The organism is Bradyrhizobium sp. ORS 86, from assembly GCF_045571475.1.
Taxonomy (GTDB): Bacteria; Pseudomonadota; Alphaproteobacteria; order Rhizobiales; family Xanthobacteraceae; genus Bradyrhizobium.
This window is the reverse complement of the sequence record NZ_CP120699.1, coordinates 7,620,416-7,643,364: the sequence shown is the minus strand read 5'-3', so window position 1 is coordinate 7,643,364 and position 22,949 is coordinate 7,620,416. Positions and strand designations below refer to the sequence as shown.

19 protein-coding genes are annotated in these 22,949 nt (G+C 63.6%); 11 read left to right on the top strand and 8 right to left on the bottom strand.

All coding sequences use genetic code 11. The annotated features are described in order from the left end of the window. Positions 1 to 4 precede the first annotated feature (4 nt). The 3 genes from P6U25_RS35300 to P6U25_RS35290 are packed head-to-tail and all read left to right on the top strand — an operon-like array spanning position 5 to position 2,182. A complete protein-coding gene (locus P6U25_RS35300; protein WP_407149342.1) occupies positions 5 to 700 on the top strand; it encodes an amino acid ABC transporter permease in 696 nt (231 codons plus the stop codon). Next, positions 700 to 1,395, top strand: a complete 696-nt coding sequence (locus P6U25_RS35295; RefSeq protein WP_407149341.1) for an amino acid ABC transporter permease — start codon at positions 700 to 702, stop codon at positions 1,393 to 1,395. The genes P6U25_RS35300 and P6U25_RS35295 overlap by 1 nt, the downstream gene beginning before the upstream one ends. A gap of 40 nt (positions 1,396 to 1,435) precedes the next feature. Then, positions 1,436 to 2,182 (top strand): amino acid ABC transporter ATP-binding protein, encoded by a 747-nt coding sequence (locus P6U25_RS35290; protein WP_407149340.1) that lies wholly within the window; start codon positions 1,436 to 1,438, stop codon positions 2,180 to 2,182. Between the two features lie 68 nt (positions 2,183 to 2,250). Here P6U25_RS35290 and P6U25_RS35285 read toward each other — a convergent pair whose 3' ends face one another. Both P6U25_RS35285 and P6U25_RS35280 read right to left on the bottom strand, forming a co-directional pair. Next, on the bottom strand, positions 2,251 to 4,020 hold the full coding sequence (locus tag P6U25_RS35285) for a putative bifunctional diguanylate cyclase/phosphodiesterase (RefSeq protein WP_407149339.1): 1,770 nt from the start codon (positions 4,018 to 4,020) through the stop codon (positions 2,251 to 2,253). Positions 4,021 to 4,230: 210 nt separating this feature from the next. Next, positions 4,231 to 5,193 (bottom strand): sensor histidine kinase, encoded by a 963-nt coding sequence (locus P6U25_RS35280; protein ID WP_407149338.1) that lies wholly within the window; start codon positions 5,191 to 5,193, stop codon positions 4,231 to 4,233. A 321-nt stretch (positions 5,194 to 5,514) separates the two neighbouring features. Here P6U25_RS35280 and P6U25_RS35275 point away from each other — a divergent pair, with 321 nt between their 5' ends. Then, on the top strand, positions 5,515 to 6,534 hold the full coding sequence (locus tag P6U25_RS35275) for an adenylate/guanylate cyclase domain-containing protein (RefSeq protein WP_407149337.1): 1,020 nt from the start codon (positions 5,515 to 5,517) through the stop codon (positions 6,532 to 6,534). 116 nt (positions 6,535 to 6,650) lie between these two features. Here the strand turns inward: P6U25_RS35275 and P6U25_RS35270 are convergent, their stop codons facing one another. Then, positions 6,651 to 7,502 (bottom strand): LysR substrate-binding domain-containing protein, encoded by an 852-nt coding sequence (locus P6U25_RS35270; RefSeq protein WP_407149335.1) that lies wholly within the window; start codon positions 7,500 to 7,502, stop codon positions 6,651 to 6,653. Between the two features lie 181 nt (positions 7,503 to 7,683). Here P6U25_RS35270 and P6U25_RS35265 point away from each other — a divergent pair, with 181 nt between their 5' ends. Continuing rightward, positions 7,684 to 9,087, top strand: a complete 1,404-nt coding sequence (locus P6U25_RS35265) for an FAD-binding oxidoreductase (protein ID WP_407149334.1) — start codon at positions 7,684 to 7,686, stop codon at positions 9,085 to 9,087. An 88-nt stretch (positions 9,088 to 9,175) separates the two neighbouring features. Here P6U25_RS35265 and P6U25_RS35260 read toward each other — a convergent pair whose 3' ends face one another. Both P6U25_RS35260 and P6U25_RS35255 read right to left on the bottom strand, forming a co-directional pair. Beyond that, positions 9,176 to 10,567, bottom strand: a complete 1,392-nt coding sequence (locus tag P6U25_RS35260; protein WP_407149333.1) for a cytochrome P450 — start codon at positions 10,565 to 10,567, stop codon at positions 9,176 to 9,178. A 992-nt stretch (positions 10,568 to 11,559) separates the two neighbouring features. Continuing rightward, positions 11,560 to 12,801 (bottom strand): LLM class flavin-dependent oxidoreductase, encoded by a 1,242-nt coding sequence (locus P6U25_RS35255; RefSeq protein ID WP_407149332.1) that lies wholly within the window; start codon positions 12,799 to 12,801, stop codon positions 11,560 to 11,562. 272 nt (positions 12,802 to 13,073) lie between these two features. On the opposite strand from P6U25_RS35255, the gene P6U25_RS35250 reads away from it, so the two are divergent. Together P6U25_RS35250 and P6U25_RS35245 are read left to right on the top strand one after the other, a co-directional pair. After that, a complete protein-coding gene (locus P6U25_RS35250) occupies positions 13,074 to 14,480 on the top strand; it encodes an MFS transporter (RefSeq protein ID WP_407149331.1) in 1,407 nt (468 codons plus the stop codon). Positions 14,481 to 14,655: 175 nt separating this feature from the next. Further along, positions 14,656 to 15,837: a PHB depolymerase family esterase gene (locus P6U25_RS35245; RefSeq protein ID WP_407149330.1), complete on the top strand. Its 1,182-nt coding sequence runs from the start codon at positions 14,656 to 14,658 to the stop codon at positions 15,835 to 15,837. A 24-nt stretch (positions 15,838 to 15,861) separates the two neighbouring features. On the opposite strand, the gene P6U25_RS35240 is transcribed toward P6U25_RS35245, so the two are convergent. Continuing rightward, the gene (locus tag P6U25_RS35240) at positions 15,862 to 16,530 is read right to left on the bottom strand and encodes an MBL fold metallo-hydrolase (RefSeq protein WP_407149329.1); all 669 of its coding nucleotides are present in this window, start codon (positions 16,528 to 16,530) and stop codon (positions 15,862 to 15,864) included. Between the two features lie 175 nt (positions 16,531 to 16,705). On the opposite strand from P6U25_RS35240, the gene P6U25_RS35235 reads away from it, so the two are divergent. From P6U25_RS35235 to P6U25_RS35225, 3 genes are all read left to right on the top strand, one after another. Beyond that, positions 16,706 to 17,518, top strand: coding sequence for an RMD1 family protein (locus tag P6U25_RS35235; RefSeq protein ID WP_407149328.1), 813 nt, complete (start codon positions 16,706 to 16,708; stop codon positions 17,516 to 17,518). 95 nt (positions 17,519 to 17,613) lie between these two features. Continuing rightward, entirely contained in the window at positions 17,614 to 19,218 is a 1,605-nt protein-coding gene (locus tag P6U25_RS35230) for an alpha-amylase family glycosyl hydrolase (RefSeq protein WP_407149327.1), read from the top strand. Between the two features lie 180 nt (positions 19,219 to 19,398). Next, positions 19,399 to 19,884, top strand: a complete 486-nt coding sequence (locus P6U25_RS35225) for an MmcB family DNA repair protein (RefSeq protein ID WP_407152705.1) — start codon at positions 19,399 to 19,401, stop codon at positions 19,882 to 19,884. Positions 19,885 to 20,037: 153 nt separating this feature from the next. On the opposite strand, the gene P6U25_RS35220 is transcribed toward P6U25_RS35225, so the two are convergent. Continuing rightward, the gene (locus tag P6U25_RS35220; RefSeq protein WP_407149326.1) at positions 20,038 to 20,592 is read right to left on the bottom strand and encodes an ActR/PrrA/RegA family redox response regulator transcription factor; all 555 of its coding nucleotides are present in this window, start codon (positions 20,590 to 20,592) and stop codon (positions 20,038 to 20,040) included. A gap of 119 nt (positions 20,593 to 20,711) precedes the next feature. Further along, positions 20,712 to 22,034 (bottom strand): ActS/PrrB/RegB family redox-sensitive histidine kinase, encoded by a 1,323-nt coding sequence (locus P6U25_RS35215; RefSeq protein WP_407149325.1) that lies wholly within the window; start codon positions 22,032 to 22,034, stop codon positions 20,712 to 20,714. Between the two features lie 106 nt (positions 22,035 to 22,140). Here P6U25_RS35215 and P6U25_RS35210 point away from each other — a divergent pair, with 106 nt between their 5' ends. Further along, positions 22,141 to 22,935, top strand: a complete 795-nt coding sequence (locus tag P6U25_RS35210) for an ABC transporter ATP-binding protein (RefSeq protein WP_407152704.1) — start codon at positions 22,141 to 22,143, stop codon at positions 22,933 to 22,935. The last annotated feature ends 14 nt before the right edge of the window (positions 22,936 to 22,949 follow it).

The window sequence follows — 22,949 nt, the reverse complement described above, 5'->3', positions numbered from 1 at the left end:
TCCAGTGAATTTCGACTGGAGCTTCCTGGCGAGCCAAAGCGTTGCGCCCCGTCTGTTGTCGGGGCTTGCCACCACGCTGGAACTGTTCGTCGCGTCCTGGGCCGGCGGCCTTCTGATGGCCTTTGTCGTCGTCGGATTGCGGGCAATTCCGTTTCCGCCGCTCGGCTGGATCATGCGCGTCTTTGTCGAGTACCACCGCAACGTCCCGACAGTGGTGCAGATCATGGTCTGGTATTTCGGCGTGCCCGAGGTTCTCCCGGACCCGATCCGCCAATGGATCAATCAGAACCAGTCGGAGTTCATCTTTGCGGCGATCGCCTTGTCTCTCAATGTCAGCGCGTATTTCTCGGAAGACGTCCGCTCCGGCCTGCGTGCCATCCCCAAGACGCAGCAGGAGGCGGCGAGAGCGATCGGGCTGTCGGCCTTTTCGGCCATGCGCTATGTGACGGTGCCACAAGCCGTCCGGATTGCCGTGCCACCGCTGCTCAACCGCACGCTCATCCTGTTCAAGGATACCAGCCTGGCCATGGTGATCGGCGTCGCCGAGATGACCTACCAGGTCAAGGCGATCGAGAATCTGACATTCCGTTCGCTGGAGGTGTTCGCAACCGCGACCGTCGCCTATCTCGCGCTGTCGCTGACGATCATGGGCTTGGGCGCTTGGTTCGGCAGGCGATTCCCGCCAACCTTCAAGGCCTGATGATGATCGAGCTTATCCAACAATACGGGGCGCTCTTCCTCGTCGGGTCGTGGCCGAACGGTCCATTGGGCGGATTTGCTGCAACGCTGATCCTTGCCTTCCTCGGCATGCTGCTCTCATTTCCGATTGCGATCGTGATCGGCATCGCCCGCACCGGAGCCTTGCGCGGCCCGCGGCTTCTGGCGACCGTCTGGGTCTATGCCTTTCGTGGCATTCCGCTGGTCATGATCATCTTCTGGGCGTACTTCGTGCTGCCGCGACTGACCGGCATCGCTGTGCCCGCATTCGTGACCGCGCTGTGCGCGATCGTCGTCTATGAATCGGCGTTTCTGGGCGAGATCGTGCGTGCCGGCTTGCAGGGGCTGCCCGCCGGCCAGGCTGAAGCCGCGCGCTCCGTTGGGCTGAGCTACGGGCAAACGATGTGGCACGTCATGCTGCCACAGGCGCTGGCGAATATGGTGCCGTCGATCGTCAATCAGTTCGTCTCGACGATCAAGGCAACGTCGATCGTGTACATCATCGGCGTTCAGGAAGTGACGTTTGCGGCGCAGCAGGTCAGCAGCATGGAAGTCGGCAAGGCGTTCCAGACCTTCATGGCTCTGGCGTGCTTCTACTTCGCGGTTTGTTACCTGATATCCCTGATCGCGCAGTATCTGGAGCGACGGATGCACCGAAGGCAAATGGGCATTGCCTGAGTGAGCTGCACAACGCGTGGAGACCATGATGCGGACAAACATGATCGAGCTGGACGGGGTCAACAAATGGTACGGCAGTTACCATGCCCTGAGTGATGTCACGGGTTCAGTGACGAACGGCGAGGTGCTCGTCGTGTGCGGACCATCGGGGTCGGGCAAGTCGACCTTGATCCGCACGATCAACCGTCTGGAGCCGATACAGCGTGGCACGATTCGGATCGGTGGCGAGGACATTTACAAGCAGGGAAGGGACATCAATGCATTGCGCGCCGGCATTGGCTTCGTGTTTCAGCAGTTCAACCTGTTCCCGCATCTATCGGTCCGGCAGAACATCACGCTTTCGCCGGTGAAGGTCGGTGGCATGTCCCGCGCACAAGCCGACGAGCTGGCGGATTCGCTGCTTGCAAAGGTCGGACTGGCGCACAAGGCGGATGCGATGCCTGCCAACCTGTCAGGAGGTCAGCAACAGCGGGTGGCGATCGCGCGTGCGCTCGCGCAACGTCCGCCGGTGATTCTGTTCGATGAGCCGACCAGTGCGCTCGATCCCGAAATGGTGGGCGAGGTGCTGTCCGTCATGAAACAGCTCGCGCAGGACGGCATGACGATGATGGTGGTCACGCACGAAATGGGCTTCGCCCGCGACGTCGCGGATTGGATCTGGTTCATGGATGAAGGGAAGATCGTCGAGCGGGCGAGGCCGGACCAGTTCTTCACGTCGCCGGAACACCCCCGCGCGCAGAAGTTTCTATCCGACATCCTGAGGCCGCATAACGCATCCTCCCACTGACCCGGACGTCAGGCGCGCCGATCGTGGCTCGTCCAGCCGGGCAGGAGCACGTCCAGCATCGCCTGACCTCAGCGGCGGAAGCCGTTGGCGCGCGAATAGGCCGCGCGGTTCTCCGGCGTCGGCCGCGCGGCGAGGCTCGCGCGGCTCTCGCTGGCGAGCGGGGTTGCGGGCTTCAGGTCTTCGAGAAAGATCGGCTTGGCGAAGTAGTAGCCCTGCGCGTAGCGGATCCGGGTCGCGGCCTGCAGATAAGTGAGCTCCTCGTAGGATTCGATGCCCTCGGCGATCACGGTCATGCCGAGCGCCTCGCTCAGCGATTCGATCGCGCGCAGGATGCCCTGGCTGCGCGGCCGCTTATGGATGTCGGTGATGAAGGAGCGGTCGATCTTGATCTCGTCCGCGGTGATGTCGGCAAGCGCCGACAGCGACGAATAGCCGATGCCGAAATCGTCGATCGAGATGCCGACGCCGATCTTGCGCAGGATCGGCAGGATCTGGTCCTGGAAATGCGACCGGGTGACGAACGCATCCTCGGTCACCTCGATCATGAAGCGCTTCGGAAACCCGGTTTCTTCGATCGCGCGGGCGAACGCGCGCATGAATTCGAGATTGCCGGCCTGCTTGGCGGCGACATTGATGCTGATCGTCGTAGTCGGACCGAATGTGTCGTTGATCAGGTCGATCGACTTGACGATCTCCGCCAGCACCAGGAGCGTCAGCTCGTCGATCAGCCCGAGCTCGACGGCGAGGTTGATGAAGGTGCCGGGCGCCTGGATCACGCCTTCGTCATCGCGCAGCCGCACCAACGCCTCGATGCCCATGACCTCCTGGGTGCGGATGTCGACCTTGGCCTGAAACGCGCAGCAGAAGCGCTTTTCCAGGATCGCCAGCCGCAGCGACTGCTCGATCTTCATCCGCGCCAGCGCCTCGCGCTCCATGCTGGTGTCGAAGAACGCGGTCGAGCCCTTGCCGTTGTTCTTGACGCGGTACATCGCGATGTCTGCGTTCTGCCGCAGCGCCTCGTAGCTCCTGCCGTGCACGGGATAGAGGCTGACGCCGATCGAGGTCGAGGCAAAGATCTCGGACTGATCGATGAAGAACGGCGCCTTCAGTCGCTCCTGCATGATGCGGATGAACTCCGCGACCTCCCGCTCGCCGCTGACCGGGTTGAGCAGAAGCAGGAATTCATCGCCGGAGATGCGCGACAGGATGTCGGTGTCGCGCAGGGCGTGTCCGAGCCGCTTGGACAGCTCAATCAGCAGCGCATCGCCGATCGCATGTCCGTAGTAGTCGTTGATGTGCTTGAAATTGTCGACGTCGAGGAAGGCGAGCGCGAACTGGTCGTGTGATCCGTCGCTGCGGATCAGGCTGTTGACCCGGTGTTCGATCACCCGCCGCGTCGGCAGGCCGGTCAGCTCGTCGTAGTAGGCAGAGCGAAACAGTTGGTCTTCAAACGCCTTCTGCGCGCTGATGTCGGTCGAGCTTGAGATCAGCAGGGTACGTCCGGCGATCTGCACCGACCGGTGCGAAGTGAGAAACACGTGTTTGGAGGCGCCGCAGGTCAGCGTCTCCTCGATCACCACGGGGCGGCCGTCGCGCAGCATATCAAGGGAGGCTTCGTGGCGGTCGTCGATCGCCGACGGCTGGCTGGCGGCAAGCTGCAATTGCGCGGCGGCGGCTTCGTTCACGACGAGGAATTCGCCGTGCTCGTCCTGCACCGTCACGCCGGTGGGCAGCAGGCGAAGAAGATCGCGCAAGATGTGCAATTCATTGCTGGAAATGCTCTCATTGCCGGTCGCTGACACGCCGGGCTGAAAGTCGTGTTTGACAAGATTATGCATGGGCCGAGCTTGGCAAAGTCCCTTGTAGTTTTGGTTAAGCGGAACTGTGAAAAGCCGTGACAGAATGAACTGACGACGGCTTTCGCAAGCGGTCGCGGCAATCGTCATTAACAGACTATCAATGCGAAACGGAACCGCTCGCGAAAGCGATTGAGGTTCGCGCGGTTGCGCGTCGCGCGCGAAACGCGGTGTCGGTACAGAGATGTCGTGTCAACTGCTGGGAAGCCGGCACTGCATGGTGCAGTGAACGCCGGTCTTCAGATAACTGATCTCGGTCTTGCCATCGAACGGCCGCAGCGCCGATTTCAGCAGCTTGGTGCCGAAGCCGGCTTCACCGATCGTCTCGACCGCCGGTCCCTCGGTCTCATCCCAGATGACGTTGAGACGGTCGTCGTCCACCGTCCATGACACCTGCAGGAATCCGCGCGGCGAGGAGAAGGCGCCGTACTTGCCGGCGTTGGTAGCGAGCTCATGGAAGATCAGCGCCAGCGACACCGCGAGCTTGGCCGGCAGGAACAGTTGCTCGCCATTGAGGGTGAACCGCACATGACCGTAGGGCCCGAGCTCCGAGCGCAGCAAATCCTTGATATCGCAGCCATAGCCATCGACCCGTGCGATCAGATCGTCGGTCGCCGACAGCGCGCGGATGCGGTGATCGATGCGCTCCCAGACGTCGGGCCGGTCCTGCAGCGCCTGGTGCAGCACGGCGTGAATGGTCGAGGACTTGTTCTTCAGCCGATGCTGCAACTCCTCGACCACCAGCTTGCGGTATTGCTCTTCCTCGATCAGCCGCTTGGAATCCTCACGCTGTTGCATGACCAGGGAGCGATAGTGTTCCACGCCCCAGATCGCGATGCCGCACACCGCCCAGAAGATCATCAGAAGCGCGAAACGGGCCGGATCGACCGTCGTATTACTGAAATTGAAGACGATACCGAGCAAGCCGCTCACGATCGCGGTCGCGATCCCGATCCTGAACCCGCCAAAGGCGGTCGCAAAGAACACGGCCGGGAAATACGGCGTAAAGAACACGTCCGGCCGGATCTGGGCCAGCCCGTAACGGGCGGCCGTCGCCAGAGCGAGACAGAGCAACGCAACGGCGATCGCAACCGGCAGTGAGGGCTGGAAATTGCCCTGCCAGCCTTGCCTGAACTCGTCGATCCATTTCGTCATGTGTCGTTTCACTTCACGTGATCACATGCCCCAAAATAAGGCCGCTGCGACCGAAAAACCGCAGTTGTGTCCTTCCGGCCACAGATGGACCCCGCGCGCCGTGAGTGTGGCGCTCGCTTGCGTCGTCCCGGTCGCGCGGCGAAAATCGACGGTATCAATTGGGGATGGATGGGGCTTGGCATGAGACGGCGGGACAGCGAGGTCGCGGTGACCCGCGAGGTCGACAAGGCGGCGCAGCGGACCCGGCGGGCGGGTTCCGTCATTCCGCGCAAGGCGTCCGATCTGGGTGAGAGATAATCGTCGTCGCCGAGGCAGACCAGTATGAATGCCAGGCTCGAGCGAAGGCTGCGTTATCTTGCCTCGATCATCGTGGCCGGCTGTCTGATGAGCGTCGTGGTCAACCTCGGCCAAGGTCGCCATGAGGCGGCGCAGATGATCGCGGGTTTCGCCTATGCGCTCGTGACGTGCGTGGTGATCGGCGGAATCGAGCTCTTCATTCTTCAGGGGCCGTTGGCGGAGCGGCTCAACCGCCTGTCATTCATTCGTCTGCTTGCCGTGCGCAGCACGATCTACGCCGTCATCATCATCGCCATCCAGTTGTTGCAGATTGGCGAGCGCGCGGCAGGCTTGCGCCTGCAATCGTCCGTCAGGGATTTCGGCCTCAGCATCGTCTATTCCGCAGCGATATCGGTGCTGCTGAATCTCGGCTTCAGCATCGCCAATCTGATCGGTCCGCGCGTCTTCATGAATTTCGTCACCGGGCGCTATCATTCGCCGGTCGAGGAGAATCGCTTTGTGCTGTTCGTCGACATCGCGGGATCGACCGGGCTTGCGGAACGGCTCGGCGGCATCGGCATTCACCGTTTTCTCGATCGCACCTTCCGCCTGCTCACGGACTCGGTCGTGGACTATCGCGGCGAGGTTCTGAACTATATCGGCGATGAGGTGATCGTGACCTGGCCGGAAGATCTCGGGTCGGTCGATTGCCGGCCGCTGCGGTGCTTTGTCGCGATGCGCGACACGCTGCAAAACGCAGCGTCACAGTTCGAGCGTGAATTCGGCGCGGCGCCGCAAATCCGCGGCAGCCTGCATTTCGGACCGGTGATCGTCGGCGAGATCGGCGACGTCAAGCCGGCGATCGTGTTCAACGGCGATGTCATGAACACCGCGGCGCGGCTGGAAGAGCTGAGCCGCAAGGTCGATGGCGGCTTCCTCGCCTCGCGCGCGGCGATGGCGCGCTTTGCCGGGCCGTTGCCGGTTCCATTGCATGACCTCGGCACGCTGCCGATCCGCGGCCGGGTGGACGGGATCGAGGTGGTCGGGATTGGAGCGACGGTTTAGCCCTTGATCTCTCCGCAAGCGGAGCGGCGGTACTGTCTTGTTGCGGTGTACGCCAGCGCTCGCAAATCGCCACGTTCGGGCGCGCGAAACGACGGCAGGGCCGCAAGCCCAGCGCATCATGTGACAACTCGCAGCCAGGTTGAGAAGGCTTCGATGCTGGGCTGCTCGGGATGATGGGCGACGTGAACGGCGTAGTAGCCGTAGCCCGGCAGCGACAGATCGTGAGCCTTGACGAACGTTCCGCTTCTGAGCTCGCGTCCAACGACAACGTCGCTGAAGATCGCGATTCCTTCACCCGCGGCCACGGCATCGATTGCGTGCAGTTCTTCCCTGAAACTCAAATGCCACGCCTTGTTGGTCTCCGGAATGGCAGGATCAATTGATCGCGCGGTCGCGAGCCAGCGGGACCACGTCGGCGCATCACGGTCGCGATTCATCCAGTCGAAGTGGATCAACGGATAGTGCAGGAGATCGGCGGCGCGTTCGATCCGTCGTCCTCCCCTCGCCAACAATTCGGGACTGCACACTGGAAAAAACGTGTCGCGAAAGATCTCCGTGCCGCTGAGATCAAGCGGCATGTGCCGCGCGTAGCGAATTGCGATATCGGCTTCTCCAGTGCGCAAATCCAGCACCGCGTCGGTCCCGATGATCTCCAACGGAATCTTTGGATAGGCCTCGCGCCACTTTGGCAACCGAGGCACCAGCCAACGGCTGGCAAAGGCATTTGGACTCGTCACCCGCAACCGCCCGTGACTGACGCGCGGGGACGCAGAGGCGATCGCGCTGGCGAATGTATCGAAGCCGCTCCGGATCACCGGAAACAGTCGTTCGCCGGCACTGGTCAGTTCGAGGGGACGCGGGCGACGACGAAACAGCGGCTGACCACAAATATCCTCAAGGATCCGGATCTGGTGGCTGATTGCGGTCGGCGTCACCCCGAGTTCGTTGGCCGCCTCGCGGAAGCTCATATGCCTTGCGGCCGCCTCGAAGGCACGGAGGGAACCCAGGGGCGGAAGCTTTCGCATTGTCCAAGCGTAGGTGAATTCAGCTCATGTGGCGACTAAGAAATTCGATTTTGCCGGGAATTAAGGGCTATGCGACGCTTGCCGCCGTCAACGCCGCATCGCAGCGGCGGATCGGGAGGCCGCCATGGACGCAACCGGGCTTAACGAAAGACCTAATGGTCAAGCCGCTGATGCCGCCGCCCTGAGACGGATGGTCCGCGGCGACGTGGTGCTGCCGGGCGGCGTGGCCTACGATCAGGCCCGTAAGGTCTGGAATGGCATGGTCGATCGACACCCGGCCGCGGTTGTCTATTGCGCCGGCTCCGACGACGTCATTGCGGCCGTCAATTTCGCGCGGTCGCAATCCCTGCTGGTCGCCGTGCGCGCCGGCGGCCACAACATGGGGGGCGCCTCGGTGTGCGACGGCGGGCTCGTCATCGATCTCTCGCGCATGAAGCAGATCGTGGTCGATCCAATCAGGCGGACGGCGCGAGCGCAGGCGGGTCTCAATCTCGGCGAGTTTGATGCGGCAACGCAGGCGCACGGCCTTGCGACCACGATGGGCGTCAACGCCGACACCGGGATCGCCGGACTGACGCTGGGCGGCGGCTTCGGCAAGCTTGGCCGCAAGCATGGTCTCTCCTGCGACAATCTCATTTCAGCCGAGATCGTGACGGCGGACGGTCGATTGCTGTGGGCAAGCGCTACCGAACATCCGGACTTGTTCTGGGCCATCCGCGGAGGCGGCGGCAATTTCGGTATTGTCACGAATTTTGAATACCGGTTGTTTCCGGTCGGTCCGATCTTGTTGGCCGGCTCGGTGTTGTATCCGTACGATCGCGCGCGCGACGCGATGCGCTTCTATCATGCGTTTGCGAAGGCCGCTCCGGACGAACTGAGCCTGGATGCGGCGCTGGTGACCATGCCTTCGGGCGAGCGGGCGTTGAGTATATCGGCCTGCTATGTCGGTCCGATCGATGAGGGAGAGCGGGTCGTCAAGCCGCTGCGCGCCTATGGAGCACCCATTCAGGATGAGATTGCACCGCGTCCCTACGTGGAAATCCAGGCCGCCGGAGATCCTCTGTTTCCGCGCGGCCGTCGTTACTACTGGAAGGCGCAGTTCCTGCGCGAACTGTCTGACGCGGCGATCGACACGCTCCTGGCGTCATATGCGACTGCCGCCGCGGAATCGCTGCTTGTGTTGCAGCACGTCGGCGGCGCGATTGCGCGCATACCGGTCAGCGCCACGCCCTATGCTAACCGTGACGCGCTGTACGATTGCTTCCCCATTTCGATCTGGGACGATCCGGCAGAGGATGCGGCGCGGATCCGCTGGGCGCGCGAACTGTGGGAGGCTATGCGACCTTTCTCGACCGGTGGCGTCTATGCCAACAATCTCGGCGAAGAGGGAACGGAGCGCATTGAAGCGGCCTACGGCGAGAATTTTGCGCGGCTGGTTGCGCTCAAGACCAAATATGATCCGGCCAATTTCTTCCAGTCGAACCAGAACATCAAACCCGCAAGCGCGACGTCCGGACGTGCGGATTGATCGTGGCACGTCAAACTGGTTGTGCGAGCAAACGCCATCGATGGCAGCCGAGCCACGCGATTTCCGCTTTGTCCTCAGGTGCAAACGCTCATGAGGACTTGCGCTGGGCCGGCTTGATCACCACCCGCAGCCCGTCGCGCGGCTTTGGAATCGGCCACATCTGCCATTCGGGCTTGTAACGCTGCGGCAGCGACACATCGAGATTCTGCACGAAGTGGCGGGCGAAGCACTTCGCCTGCATGTTGGCGAAGTGCAGGCCGAGGCACATATGCGCGCCGCCGCCGAACGGCACCCAGGCGAAGCGGTGACGGCCGCGCTGTGCCTCCTCGGTGAAACGCAGCGGGTCGAACCGGTCAGGCTCCGGCCAGATGTCCTTCATGTGATGCGTGAACAGCGGATTGACGCCGACCGCGGTGCCGGCGGGGATCGCGTATCCCCTGAAGGAAAAGTCGCGCACCGCGCGCCGCGGCATCGAAGGCACGGGCGGCTTTAGACGCAGCGCTTCCTTGAACGCCATCTCCGATAACGGCATCGCATTGAGATGGTCCAGGCTGGTCGGCTGGTCCGCCGCGATGCCGAGTGCTTCGACCTCGTCGCGCAGCTTCTGCTGCCATTCCGGATGGGCGGCGAGCTCGCCGACGAAAGAGGTCAGCGATGAGGTCAGCGTGTCGTGCGCTGCCATCATCAGGAAGCTCATATGATCGATGATGTCCTGCTCGGAGAGCAGCGCGCCGTCGTCATGCTTCAGTTGGCACAGTTGCGAGAACAGGTCGTTGCCGCCGCCGCGGGCGCGCCGAATCGGGATCTGCTCGGCGAAATAGGCGACGATGCGCTTGCGTCCCCTGACGCCGCGCGCCATCTGCGTGCCCGGCCATGGTCTGCGGATCGGTGCCACTGCCGCCGCCACCATGTCGACGAAGGCCCGGTTGACCTCGTCGACCTCGGGCCCGATGTCGGCGCCGAGGAACGAGGTCGCGGCGAGGTCGAGCGTGAGCTGCTTCATCGCCGGATAGATCAGCATCTCCCCTGGCTTGGCCTTCCATTGCGTCACCCGCGCGGCGATGCCGCGGTCGAGCTCGGTGAAATAGGACTTCATCGGCTCGCTCTTGAAGGCGACCGACAGCACGCGGCGATGCAGGCGGTGCTCCTCGAAATCGCGCAGCATCAGCCCGCGCGGAAACAGCCGGCCGAGGATGTTGTCCCAGCCATGTTCGGAGGAGAACTGCTTGGCCTGGTCGAACATCACGAGCTCATTGGCTTCGGGGCCGAGCAGCACGATGCTGGTTTCGCCGAACATATGGCTGCGGTAGCACAGACCGTATTTCGCGGCGTTCTGCTCGATATGTCCCTTGGGATCGGCCAGCACCTGCAGCGTCTTGCCGATGATCGGCCAGCCTTCGTCGCCCGGAATGTGCTTCAGCGCGTTACGTTTCGGCGGCGTGACCGTGTAGGGGGTGGGTGCCACATTCTGCATCGACATGGCCATTGCTCCAATTGGGATGCCATTGCCCGGAGACGATCGGACAAAATGGAGGCCGGTCGCCCGAAATCAACACGCTGGAGAACAAGGTCTGGTCCGCAACTAACCCTTAGCCGCACTCGCGTCCGCTCCGTCCGGCAGGTCGTGCAAGCCATGCCAATCTAACCGAAACCAAGCCTGCGCGGGAAGAAAACAACGAGGCTGATGGCATTCCTGCGGATTTGTGATCGCGCAGGCGATTGTGCAACTGACCAGTGCGCGCATGAGGGAGACGGTGACAACCAGGCCCAGTCTCGCCGGGGCGAGCACGTATAAGCCTAACCCATCGCGCTGGGAAAGCCGGGATTGCTCCGGTTACACCTGTGGTCCTACCCCCGAGCTTTCTACCCTTGCTCGGGACCCATGGGTGCGATCGGCACCCGGCTTTCCCTGCGCCATCTCAATGAGGCGAAACAAAGAAGCAAACCTCGGGCAATTCATGTCGCGAGAACGTAAAGCCATATCTTCACGCCTGTCATCGCCCGCGAAGGCGGGCGATCCAGTATTCCAGAGGCCGCAGTGATTGATCCGAGAGGCCGCAGCGTACTGGATCCCCAGCATGCGCGGGGGATGACGGCGGAGAGATGGGTTGCGTCGCGGAGCCTGTCATCGGGCGCGCGTTCGCGACCCGTTGGCTCCTCGCAATGACGGGGTGAGACATCGGGCAAGAACTATCCCCGCTGTCGCCCCGGCCTGCGCCGGGACGACAATGTGGGGACGCGGCTCCGGGCTCCTGCGGGTGCAGAGACTCGTCGCTTTCGTTGCTTGCAATGACGGCGGAAGGGTCGCGTGCTCAAATCCATCCCCGTCACCCTGAGGAGGCCGCAAGGCGGCCGTCTCGAAGGGCGAACGGCCACCGTCAGGGCCGCGCATCCTTCGAGACGCGCGTGCCGCGCTCCTAGGATGACGGGTCAAACAGCCTTGCAAAGAAAATGTCCGGCATATTGGCTGCCTTACGCCTTCTGCTTGGCGGCCGCCTTCTGCAGATCGGGCGCATTGACCGTGGGAATGGCGACGCGGCCGGGGCCGGTTTGTTGAAGGGCCGCGGCGGCCTTGTCGTTCTCCATGATTTTGGCCATCACCGCCTGACCGGCGCGCTCGAACACCGCGCGGTTGTCGATCACGAACTGGCGCGATTTGCGCAGGCCGTCGATATAGCCGTTGATCTCCGGGATCACGTAGCGCGCGACCAGGTCCCAGCTCCGGCGGGTGTTTTCCGGATTGGCCCAATCATGCGCGAAGCCGATGATCGCGCCGACGCCGCCCGACACGTTCACGAGATTCTTGATCATCTTGATGAGATCATCCGGCGTGCCGATGGTCGAGGCCGCGCCGTCGACAAAAGCCGTCTTGTCGACGGCCTCGTCCGGAGAGGAGAACGCGGTCAAGCCCGGCCGCATCAAGGTGCCGACATTGTATTCGTTGTGCCAGCGCATCAGGCCGGCGCCGGCCTCTCGCCGCGCCTGCTCGCGGGTTTCGGCGATATGCCACGACAGCAGCACGCGCCAGTTGGAGCGGCTCACGGTGGTGCCGGCCTTCTTGGCGGCATCCTCGGCGAACTGCCATTGCTGCGGCAGCGCCATCAGGCCCTGCGTCGACATCGAGCCGAGCGAGATGATGCCGATGCCGTACTTGCCGGCAAGCGTCATGCCCGACGGCGAGATCTGCGAGGCCACCACGAACGGCATCTCCTCCTGCAGGGGCAGGATCTGCAGCGCGGCGTCGTGCATCTCGAACCAGTCGGTCTTGACCGTGACGCGCTCGCCGTTGAACAGGCGGCGGATCACCGCGATCGCCTCGTCCTGGCGGTCGCGCTGGGTCATTGGGTCGATGCCGAGCGTGTGGGCGTCGGAGGCCAGCGCGCCGGGGCCGGAGCCGAAGATCGCGCGGCCGCCGGTCATGTGATCGAGTTGCGCCATGCGCTGTGCAACGTTGAACGGGTGGTGATAGGGCAGCGAGATCACGCCGGTGCCGAGCTTGATGCGCTTGGTGCGCTCGCCGGCCGCGGCCAGGAACATCTCCGGCGAGGCGATCATTTCCCAGCCCGAGGAATGGTGCTCGCCGCACCAGAATTCGTCATAGCCGAGGTCGTCGAGCTGTTCGACGAAATCGAGGTCGCGGCGGAATTGCAGCATCGGATGCTCGCCGATCGGGTGATGCGGGGCGAGGAAGGCTCCGAACTTGAGGCGCGCCATAGGTCGTTCTCTCCGGCTTATTTGTTATCGGGGGCTTTCGATCAACCTACGGGGTGGGCCGAAGCATGGCAATGCTTGGAGGCTGCGGCGCCCGCATGGTTGTTGCGCAAATCGGCGGCACTTGCCGCCGTCCGGAATGTTTCCCAGCGCGTCAACGCAAGTTGCGCCCGGGTCGAGCGTCCGTGATCCGCTGCTTACCTCGGAGGTAATCGAACGGATGACCGGAATCTGCTGGTGTGGGCCTCGGGTTGTTTCGGGCAGGACCACAGCACATGCATCAGATCGTTTCGGCGCGAGCGGATACATCCCGCCGCTGGTGGGTCCTTGCGATCGTCGTCGCCGCGCAGTTCATGTTCGGCGTCGATGCCTTCATCGTCAACGTGGCGATCCCGACGATCGCCGCGGAGCTGCAGGCGACGCCGGCGCAAATCGAGGCCGTGATCGCGATCTACCTGATTGCCTATGCGACGCTGGTGGTTACCGGCGGCCGGCTCGGCGACATCTACGGCACCAGGAACGTGTTCATCGCCGGGGTGGCCGGCTTCTCGGCGACGTCGCTGTGGTGCGGCCTCGCGCAATCCGGTCCCGAGCTGATTGTGGCGCGGCTGGCGCAGGGCGCCACCGCGGCGCTGATGGTGCCGCAGGTGCTGGCGACCCTGCATCTCTTGTTCTCGGATGCCGCCCGCGCACGCGCCTTCGGCATCTATGGCATTGTGCTCGGGCTCGCGGGCGCCGCGGGCTTCACGCTCGGCGGCGTGCTGGTGACGCTCGATCTCGCCGGGCTCGGCTGGCGCGCGGTGTTCTTCGTCAACGTGCCTAGCGGCGTCGTCATCATCGCGGCGGCGCTGAGGATCATGCCGACCGTGCCGCGCCGCGTCGGCACGCGGCTCGACATCGCAGGCGCGCTCGTGCTGTTCGCGGGCCTGTTGTGCCTGATCGGCCCGCTGCTGTTCGGCCACGATCTCGGCTGGGCACCATCGGTGTGGCTGGTGATGGCGGCGGGCGTTGCGATCATCGCCGGCTTCGTGCGGCTGGAGCGCGCCGTGGCGCGCCGCGACGGCATGCCGTTGATCGATCTGGCGCTGCTGTCGGACATCGCCTTCATGCGCGGATTGGTTGCGGTGTTCTTCTTCTTCTTCGCCAACCTGTCCTTCTACCTTATCATGACCATCTTCATGCAGAAGTCCCTGCAGATTCCGCCGCTGCAGGCGGGGCTGGTGTTCGTGCCGCTGGCGCTGACCTTCGTGGTCGCCTCGCGTCACAGCGGCGTGCGCGCCCGGCATCGCGGCACGCTGGTGCTGATCGAGGGCTGCGTCTTGCAGATCATCGGCCTCACCGCGCTAGTTGTCACCGTCGAGATGACCGCAGAGCCGTCGGCGTTGCTGCTTGCGCTGGTGCTGATGATCGTCGGCTACGGCCAGGGACTGGTGATGGCGCCGTTGTCGAGCGCGGTGCTCTTGACCGTGAAGCCCGCGAGCGCCGGCGCAGGCTCGGGCATGTATGGAACGACGACGCAAATCGGCAACGCGGCGGGCGTCGCTGCAATCGGCGCGGTATTCTTCGCTGTCGAGGCTGCGATGTCGGCACGCGTGGCGCTGTTTGCGGCATGCGTATTGTTTGTGCTGTCGGTCGCGATTTCAGCCGCATTTCTGTCATCGATGCGTCGCGCCAGCGCATGATCCGAAAAGATGAAGGCCGTTTTCCGAAACATCATGCTCAAATAGCAAGACGATCACGCGTTAACGCCGATTCTCACGTTTTGGAAGGATTGACAGCACACGGCCTTTTCAGTTTGCAGTGCAGCAACTATCTGGTTTGGTAACGCCAGAACAAGAATCACCTCAGGAGTTGCTGTTGTCACTGGTCAACAACGTCGAATTTCTGCGTCATCTGCCCAAGATGAACGCGTTCAACGGGTTGGGTGCGCTCGCGCCCGCCGTGCCGACGCCGCTCGTCGAGACGACCGAATTCGGCGCCAATCCCGGCGCACTGAAGATGTTCTCGTTCGTGCCTGCGCAGCTTGCGCGGTCGCCCGCGCTCGTCGTCGTGCTGCATGGCTGCGGCCAGACGGCTGCGTCCTACGATCTCGGCACCGGCTGGTCGACACTCGCCAGCCATTATGGCTTCGCGCTGCTGATGCCGGAGCAGCAGGCGATCAACAACGGCAATACCTGCTTCAACTGGTTCAATCCGGAGGACACCGCACGCGGTCAGGGCGAAGCCTGCTCGATCAGGCAGATGATCACGCATATGGTCAATGCGCATCAGGTCGATCCGCGGCGCATCTATGTGACGGGATTGTCCGCCGGCGGCGCGATGGCGTCCGTCATGCTTGCGACCTATCCGGACCTGTTCGCGGGCGGCGCGATCATCGCCGGCCTGCCGTTCGGCGTCGCCACCAATCTGCGCGAGGCGCTGCATGCGATGATGCATGCGAGCGCGCTGTCCGCGCCAGAGCTCGGCGAACTCGTCCGCAACGCCTCGCGGCACAAGGGCGCGTGGCCGAAGATCTCGGTGTGGCACGGCAGCGCCGACCGCACCGTGCATCCGGGCAACGCCGATGCGACTGTGCGACAATGGCTTGACGTCCACGGCCTGCCGCTTGACGCGATGTCGAAGTCCGATGTCGACGGCCACCCGCGCGAGGTCTGGTGGAATGGCGACGGCGAGACGCTGGTCGAGTCCTACACCATCACCGACATGGCGCATGGCACGCCACTCGGCCTTGCCGACAATGACGAGCGCTATGGCGTCGAGGGCGCGTTCCTGATCGAGGCCGGAATCTCGTCGTCGTACCGTATCGCCGAATTCTTCGGCCTGACCGGTCAGGCGCGTCAGCCGCATGCGGCGCCAACGGGCGTCCCACGCGAGGGCGCCGATACGATCTCGATGACGATTCCGGTGACGGCGACGGAGCCTGCGACGGCAGCGGCATCCGGCCGCCGCAGCGCCCGTCCACGCAAGGCACGGAGCAGCGGCGTCAATGTCGGCCGCGTCATCGCGCGGGCGCTGACCGCCGCGGGGCTGATGAAATAGCGGGCGAGACTGGCGCTGCGGTGGCTACATCTCGCCGGTCAGGAACGGGTTCGTCATCCGCTCCTGGCCGATGCTCGAGCCGGCGCCGTGGCCGCAGATGAAGCCGACGTCATCGCCGAGCGGCAACAGCTTCTCCTTGATCGATCGGATCAGCGTCGGGTGGCTGCCGCCGGGCAGGTCGGTGCGCCCGACCGAGCCTGCGAACAGGACGTCGCCGACATGGGCGAAGCGCAGCTCGTTGTTGAAGAACACCACGCTGCCCGGCGAATGGCCGGGGCAGTGCAGGATGTCGAAGGTGAGATCGCCGATCGAGACCTGGTCGCCCTCGTCGAGCCAGCGGTCCGGACCGAAATTGCGCACCCCGGTCATGCCGAAGCGCGCGCCGCTCGAGACGACATTGTCGAGCAGATATTTGTCGGCGATATGCGGTCCCTCGATCTTGACCTGCAGCGCGTCGCGCAGCTCCGCGGCGCCGCCGACGTGGTCGATATGGCCGTGCGTCAGCCAGATCTTCTCCACCGTCACGCCGGTCTGCTTGATCGCGGCCTGGATCTTCGGCACGTCCCCGCCGGGGTCGATCACCACGGCTTTCTTGCTCGGCTCGTGCCAGATGATGGTGCAGTTCTGCTCGAACGGCGTCACCGGCACGATGATCGCGCCGGCCTTCGGTTTGGTTTCGGTTTTGTCGTCCATGACGTCACCATAGGCTTCCAGCAACAGCCGTCAACACGGACGGGAACTGCCGCTGACCTGGCGTGTGATCTCAAAACGGACCGTGGTAAGGTCGCACTCGACGGAACGAATTCGTGAGCAGCCCGCTATGCCGTTGCTCGCAATCATGATCTAGGTCCTCGCAGTCCGGAACTCCATGACCCAGGCCCCCAAACCACCGCTCGGCGGACCCCGGACCACTGCCCGCGCATTCTCCGTCGCGGACCGCATCAACACCTCCGGCCTCGAGCGCGGCGACGTGCTGGCCACGACCCCGCTGGCGTTTCGTGTCAATGACAACGGCGTCGCCGTTCTGTTTCGCTACGGCGTCGTCGTCCTGATCGGACTCAACGCGCTGGAGGAGGATGAATTCCTCCGCAGCCTGCAGTCCCGCATGACCGGTCCATTCACCCGGCGCGAGGAGGAAATCGCGATCATGGAGGTCGCCGCCGAGAAGGAAGATCAGATTCCGCCCGGCGGACCGATCTATCTGCAAAGCCTGTCGCCGGAGCGCCTGATCCTGGTCGGCGAGGCCTTGGCCAAGAGCGTGGTGCTGGCGCGGCACGAGCGCGAGGTCGCGGCGGTGTTCGATGCCACCGAGCCGTTTGCACGCGAGCTCGCCAAGAGCGGGCAGGTCAATGGCGGTCGGATCGCGATCCTCAAGCACATCGGCAACGCGCTGTCGCTGCGCCACCGCGTGGCCGGCCCGGTCGAGATCGCGGAAAAGCCTGACATTCTCTGGGACAAGCCACAGCTCGAGCGGCTCTATTCCCGGCTTGAAGATGAATACGAGTTGAAGGAGCGTGCGGAAGCGCTGAACCGCAAGCTCGCCGTTATCGCCGAGAGCGCGCAAGTGCTGACTGATATCATTGACACCGGCCGCTCGCTGCGACTGGAGCTGATCATCATCCTCCTGATCCTGTTCGAGGTCCTGATCTCCATCTACCAGATTGCGATGGGCCGGCACTGAGCGTCATCTTTCCGTCCCGAATTGTGCGTCATCCCTGAACCCAGGCGGCAACGGGCATTGCCCTGCCTGGGCCCGGCGGCGAGATGGGGTGGGAGATGGATCAGGGCGACACGGACTGGTGGCGGCACGGAATCTTCTATCAGGTCTATCCGCGCTCGTTTCAGGACAGTGACGGCGATGGCGTCGGCGACATCAGGGGGATCATCGACCGGCTGCCCTATCTGACGGAGCTCGGCGTCGATGCGATCTGGCTGGCGCCGATCTTTCCGTCGCCGATGGTCGATTTCGGCTACGACATCTCCGATTACACCGGCATCGATCCGCTGTTCGGGACGATGGAGGATTTCGACGAGCTCGTCGCGGCCGCGCATGATGCCGGGCTCAAGCTGATTCTTGATCTCGTTCCAAACCACACCTCCGAGCAGCATCCCTGGTTCATCGAGGCGAAGGGCTCGCGCGAGAACGCAAAGCGCGACTGGTACATATGGCGTGATCCGGGGCCCGACGGCGGCCCGCCCAACAACTGGCTGTCCGAATTCGGCGGCAGTGCCTGGGCGTATGACGAGGCCTCGGGCCAGTATTACTATCACGCCTTCCTTGCCCAGCAGCCCGATCTCAACTGGCGCAATCCCGAGGTGAGGGCGGCGATCTACGACGTGATGCGCTTCTGGCTGCGCAAGGGCGTCGACGGCTTTCGCGTCGATGTGATCTGGCACCTGATCAAGGACGCCGAATTCCGCAATAATCCGCCGAACCCGCATTACATCGAGGGCCGGCCGCCGCACGAGACACTCCTCACGCAATATTCGACGGACCAGCCCGAGGTGCATGAGGTCATCTCCGAGATGCGCCGCGTCACCGAGGAGTTCGACGATCGCGTGCTGATTGGCGAGGTCTATTTGCCGCTGCACCGACTCGTCGCCTACTACGGCAACGATCTGCGCGGCGCGCAGATGCCGTTCAATTTCGCGCTGCTGTCGACCCTGTGGAGCGCGCGTTCGGTCGAGAAGATCATCATCGACTATGAAAAGGCGCTGCCGCCGGGGGCATGGCCGAACTGGGTGCTCGGCAATCATGATCGGCCGCGGGTGGCGAGCCGGGTCGGGCTCGCGCAGGCGCCGGTCGCCGCGATGCTGCTGCTCACACTGCGCGGGACACCGACGCTGTACTACGGCGACGAGATCGGCATGCGCCAGCTCGCACTCGCGGCCGATCAGGTGCGCGATCCCTTTGAGAAGAACGTGCCTGATATCGGCGTCGGCCGCGACGGCTGCCGCACGCCGATGCAATGGAGCGCCGAGCGCAATGCCGGGTTCTCGACGGAGAAGCCGTGGCTGCCGCTGGCGCGCGATTACGCCAGCGACAACGTCGCGAGCCTCGAGGCCGACGGGACGTCGATGCTGAACCTCTACAAATCGCTGATCGCGCTGCGGAAGCAGATGCCGCAACTTGCCCGCGGCACCTATGAGCCGGTGGCAGCGCAGGGTGACATTCTGCTCTACCGGCGGCGCAGCGCGGAGGGAGTGGCGGTGATTGCGCTCAATCTTGGCACAGAGGCGGCGGCGATCACCTCCAGCGCCGTCGGCTTCAGCAACGAGATCCTGCTGTCGACATTCATGGACCGGCAAGGCGAGAAGATCGAAGGCAAGCTCGAACTGCGTGGCAATGAGGGCGTGATCCTCGGTCTGCCGCTGGCGTGACCTGACGTCTTTTGCGACGTGAGCACGAAGCTTGGGCTCTCTCGCCGCCGACGGCGCCTTCCGCAGCGGGGTTGAACAGTCGATTCCAGCTACCGAACCAGCGGCAGGGCGGTTCCGTCGCGAGTTAGCAGCCGAATCCGGTGCTGCCGTTGTGCGGCGGAATCGGCTAACCTTGCCATGATGGAATCGCCCGCCCGCCAGATCGCGCTTGTGCCCGCGCCCGACCGACGCCAGTCGGAGACCGCGCTTGCGATCGCGCGCGGCACGGCGAGGCTTTTGAGATCGCTGGGCTTCTCGTGCATCAGCGAATTACCGTTGCCGTCCGGCCGCCGCGCTGACTTGGTCGCGCTCAATGAGCGTGGCGAGATCTGGATCGTCGAGATCAAGTCGTCGGTGGAGGATCTGCGCGCGGACCAGAAATGGCAGGACTACCGGATGCATTGCGACCGGCTGTTTTTCGCCTTCACCCAGGACTTGCCATGCGAGCTCTTTCCTGCGGACACCGGCCTGATCATCGCCGACGCCTATGGCGCGCATTTGCATTGCGAGGCGCCGGAGCATCGGTTGCCAGCGCCAACGCGCAAGGCGATGACGGTGCGCTTCGCCATGGCCGCCGCGCAGCGGATCAACCGGCTGGTCGATCCGCAGGGGCATAGCGAGTTTTGAAGACGGTGACGTAGCCCGGATGGAGCGCAGCGCAATCCGGCTGAGCCTTTTCGCGGAAGGGTCTGCCCCGGATTTCGCTTCGCTCCATCCGGGCTACAAAAAACAAATGGCCGGGGCGAACCCGGCCATCGCAAAACAGTTGCAAAACGACGCTTACCGCGGCGCGCGTTTGGCGAGGATGCGCTGCAGCGTGCGACGGTGCATGTTGAGCCGGCGCGCGGTCTCCGAGACATTGCGGTTGCACATCTCGTAGATGCGCTGGATGTGCTCCCAGCGCACGCGGTCGGCCGACATCGGGTTGGTCGGCAACTCGGATTTCTCGGTGCCGCTCGCAAGCAGCGCAGCGACGACGTCGTCGGCGTCGGCCGGCTTCGACAGATAATCCACGGCACCCATTTTCACCGCGGTGACCGCGGTGGCGATGTTGCCGTAACCGGTGAGTACGATCGCACGCGCATCAGGGCGCTTGCTCTTCAACGCCGAGACGACGTCGAGGCCGTTGCCGTCGCCAAGCCTGAGGTCGACGACCGCGAATGCGGGTGCGGCGCGGCCGATCTCGGCGAGACCGTCGGTCACGGTATCGCATGACTTCACCGAGAAGCCGCGCGTCTCCATGGCGCGCGACAGGCGCTCCAGGAACGGCTTGTCGTCCTCGACGATGAGGAGCGATCGGTCGGTGTGCTCATTCAGTTCAGCGATGGCGTTCACGGTCGATTTTTCCCTGTGGCAGACCGCTTGTATATGGGGTCGCAGTACGGCGCTGCCAAGGCAGCCGAAAGTCGCGGCCGCTGCATGCGTAATGCCAGACGTGCGATTGAGAATTGTTCTTAAGACGCGCTCTCGCCGTCCGGCGCGGTGCCCTCGAAGCGCTCGCGTGGCCAGACGATCTGGGCGACCGCGCCGTGATCGGGAAACACGCGGTTGGTGAACGACACTTTGGCGCCGGTGCGCTGCAGCAGCGTTCTTGCGATGAAAACGCCCAGACCAAGGCCTCCGCGCGCATTTTGGGCCTCGTCTGCGCCCCGACGACGCGACAGATAGGGCTCTCCGATCCGTTTCAGCATGTCGGGCGCGATGCCGGGACCGTCATCGGAGATCACAATCTCGACAGTTTCGGCATTCCACCACGCATTCACCTCCACCGACTGATGCGCGAAATCGACGGCATTTTCCAAAATGTTTCCGACGCCATACAGGATTGCGGGGTTGCGGGCGCCGATCGGCTCGGGTGTCGCTGCGACAGCAAGCCGCACCTTGATGTTGACGCCGAAGTCGCGATGCGGCGCCACCGCCTCCTCGATCAGCGTCGACAGCTTCATGTTGTCGAACGGCGCGCCGGTCGATGAGAGCTGCGCGATCTTGCTCAGGATGTCGCGGCAGCGCTGCGCCTGCTCGCGCAGGGTCTTCAGGTCGCCCGCGAGGTTCGGGTCATGCACCGTCTTTTCGAGCTCGCGCGAGATCAGGAAGATCGTCGACAGCGGCGTGCCGAGCTCGTGCGCGGCGGCGGCGGCAAGGCCGTCGAGCTGGGTCAGATGCTGTTCCCGCGTCAGCACCAGTTCGGTTGCGGCCAGCGCGTCGGATAGCTGTCGCGCCTCCTCCGTCACCTGAAAGGCATAGAGGCTGGTGACGCCGATCGCGAGCAGGATCGAAAGCCAGACGCCGAGCAAATAAATCGGCGGCAGCACTAGCGGGTCATCGGCATCCCACGGCAGCGGAAGGTGATAGAAGAATAGCGCCGAGGCGCAGGCGACCGCGAGGCAGCCAAGCGCGATGGTCAGCCGCACCGGCAACACCGTTGCCGAGATCAGCACCGGCGCGAGGAACAGGAACGAGAATGGGTTCTGCAGGCCGCCCGTGAAATAAAGCAGCGCAGCAAGCTCCACGATGTTGAGTGCGAGCAGCGCTGCGGCATGGGGCGGCTCCAGCCGCTGCATCGGATTGAAGGCAATCTGCAGTCCCAGGTTGAGCAGCGCCGAAAATGCGATGATGCAGACGCAAGGCACGATCGGAACGTCGAATTCCAACCCCTGGGCGACGACGAAGATCGCCACCAATTGGCCAAGCGCAGCCAGCCAGCGCAGCCGCAGGATCGTATCCAGGCGGACATTGCTACGTGGCTGGCGAAAATCGGAGGTGGCGACGTCGGTCATATCCGGACCTTAGCTGTGCTATCGGTAGCGCACAAATTCGCGACTTAACGCAAGGAGCCGGCGCAAGCCTTGCGCTTATTGTCGCAATGGCTCAATGAACGGCCATATGCAACAGAGCGAGACAGGTCAGGGGCAGCCGCCGGCGGCCGATCTGGGTGGATCGGCGGCGATCGACGTCGCGCATCTGGTCAAGGTCTACAAGACCACCCGCGCCGTCGACGACATTTCCTTCCGCATCGCGCGTGGCAGCATCACCGGCCTGCTCGGCGGCAACGGCGCCGGCAAGACCACGACGATCGCGATGATCATGGGCCTGGTGCTGCCGACCTCGGGCCGTGTGCGGGTGCTGGGCGCTGACATCCCCGAACAGAGCTATGACGTACTCGGCCGGATGAACTTCGAAAGCCCCTATGTCGATATGCCGATGCGGCTCACGGTGCGGCAGAACCTGACGATCTTCGGTCGCCTCTATGCGGTGAAGCATTTGCGCGAGCGGATCGACCAGCTTGCCGCCGATCTCGACCTGAAGGATTTCCTCGACCGCGCCAATGGCAAGCTCTCCGCCGGGCAGAAGACGCGCGTCGCGCTGGCGAAGGCGCTGATCAACCAGCCGGAACTATTGTTGTTGGACGAGCCGACAGCGTCGCTCGATCCCGACACCGCCGACTGGGTGCGGCAGCATCTGGAGACCTATCGCAAGACTCACAACGCGACGATCCTGCTCGCATCGCACAACATGCTCGAGGTCGAGCGGCTGTGCGACCGGGTCATCATCATGAAGCGCGGCAAGATCGAGGACGATGACAGCCCCGACGGGATCATGGCGCGCTACAACCGCGATACACTGGAAGAGGTGTTTCTCGACGTCGCGCGTGGCCGGGTGCGGGAGGGGGCGACGTGAGCGAGCTCGTCAGC

Excerpts from the sequence above, each read along its gene's own strand:
- P6U25_RS35295 (WP_407149341.1), top strand. The coding sequence starts at position 700 with ATGATGATCGAGCTTATCCAACAATACGGGGCGCTCTTCCTCGTCGGG.
- P6U25_RS35290 (WP_407149340.1), top strand. The coding sequence starts at position 1,436 with ATGATCGAGCTGGACGGGGTCAACAAATGGTACGGCAGTTACCATGCC.
- P6U25_RS35285 (WP_407149339.1), bottom strand. The coding sequence starts at position 4,020 with ATGCATAATCTTGTCAAACACGACTTTCAGCCCGGCGTGTCAGCGACC.
- P6U25_RS35280 (WP_407149338.1), bottom strand. The coding sequence starts at position 5,193 with ATGACGAAATGGATCGACGAGTTCAGGCAAGGCTGGCAGGGCAATTTC.
- P6U25_RS35275 (WP_407149337.1), top strand. The coding sequence starts at position 5,515 with ATGAATGCCAGGCTCGAGCGAAGGCTGCGTTATCTTGCCTCGATCATC.
- P6U25_RS35270 (WP_407149335.1), bottom strand. The coding sequence starts at position 7,502 with ATGAGCTTCCGCGAGGCGGCCAACGAACTCGGGGTGACGCCGACCGCA.
- P6U25_RS35265 (WP_407149334.1), top strand. The coding sequence starts at position 7,684 with ATGGACGCAACCGGGCTTAACGAAAGACCTAATGGTCAAGCCGCTGAT.
- P6U25_RS35260 (WP_407149333.1), bottom strand. The coding sequence starts at position 10,567 with ATGTCGATGCAGAATGTGGCACCCACCCCCTACACGGTCACGCCGCCG.
- P6U25_RS35255 (WP_407149332.1), bottom strand. The coding sequence starts at position 12,801 with ATGGCGCGCCTCAAGTTCGGAGCCTTCCTCGCCCCGCATCACCCGATC.
- P6U25_RS35250 (WP_407149331.1), top strand. The coding sequence starts at position 13,074 with ATGCATCAGATCGTTTCGGCGCGAGCGGATACATCCCGCCGCTGGTGG.
- P6U25_RS35240 (WP_407149329.1), bottom strand. The coding sequence starts at position 16,530 with ATGGACGACAAAACCGAAACCAAACCGAAGGCCGGCGCGATCATCGTG.
- P6U25_RS35235 (WP_407149328.1), top strand. The coding sequence starts at position 16,706 with ATGACCCAGGCCCCCAAACCACCGCTCGGCGGACCCCGGACCACTGCC.
- P6U25_RS35230 (WP_407149327.1), top strand. The coding sequence starts at position 17,614 with ATGGATCAGGGCGACACGGACTGGTGGCGGCACGGAATCTTCTATCAG.
- P6U25_RS35225 (WP_407152705.1), top strand. The coding sequence starts at position 19,399 with ATGGAATCGCCCGCCCGCCAGATCGCGCTTGTGCCCGCGCCCGACCGA.
- P6U25_RS35215 (WP_407149325.1), bottom strand. The coding sequence starts at position 22,034 with ATGACCGACGTCGCCACCTCCGATTTTCGCCAGCCACGTAGCAATGTC.
- P6U25_RS35210 (WP_407152704.1), top strand. The coding sequence starts at position 22,141 with ATGCAACAGAGCGAGACAGGTCAGGGGCAGCCGCCGGCGGCCGATCTG.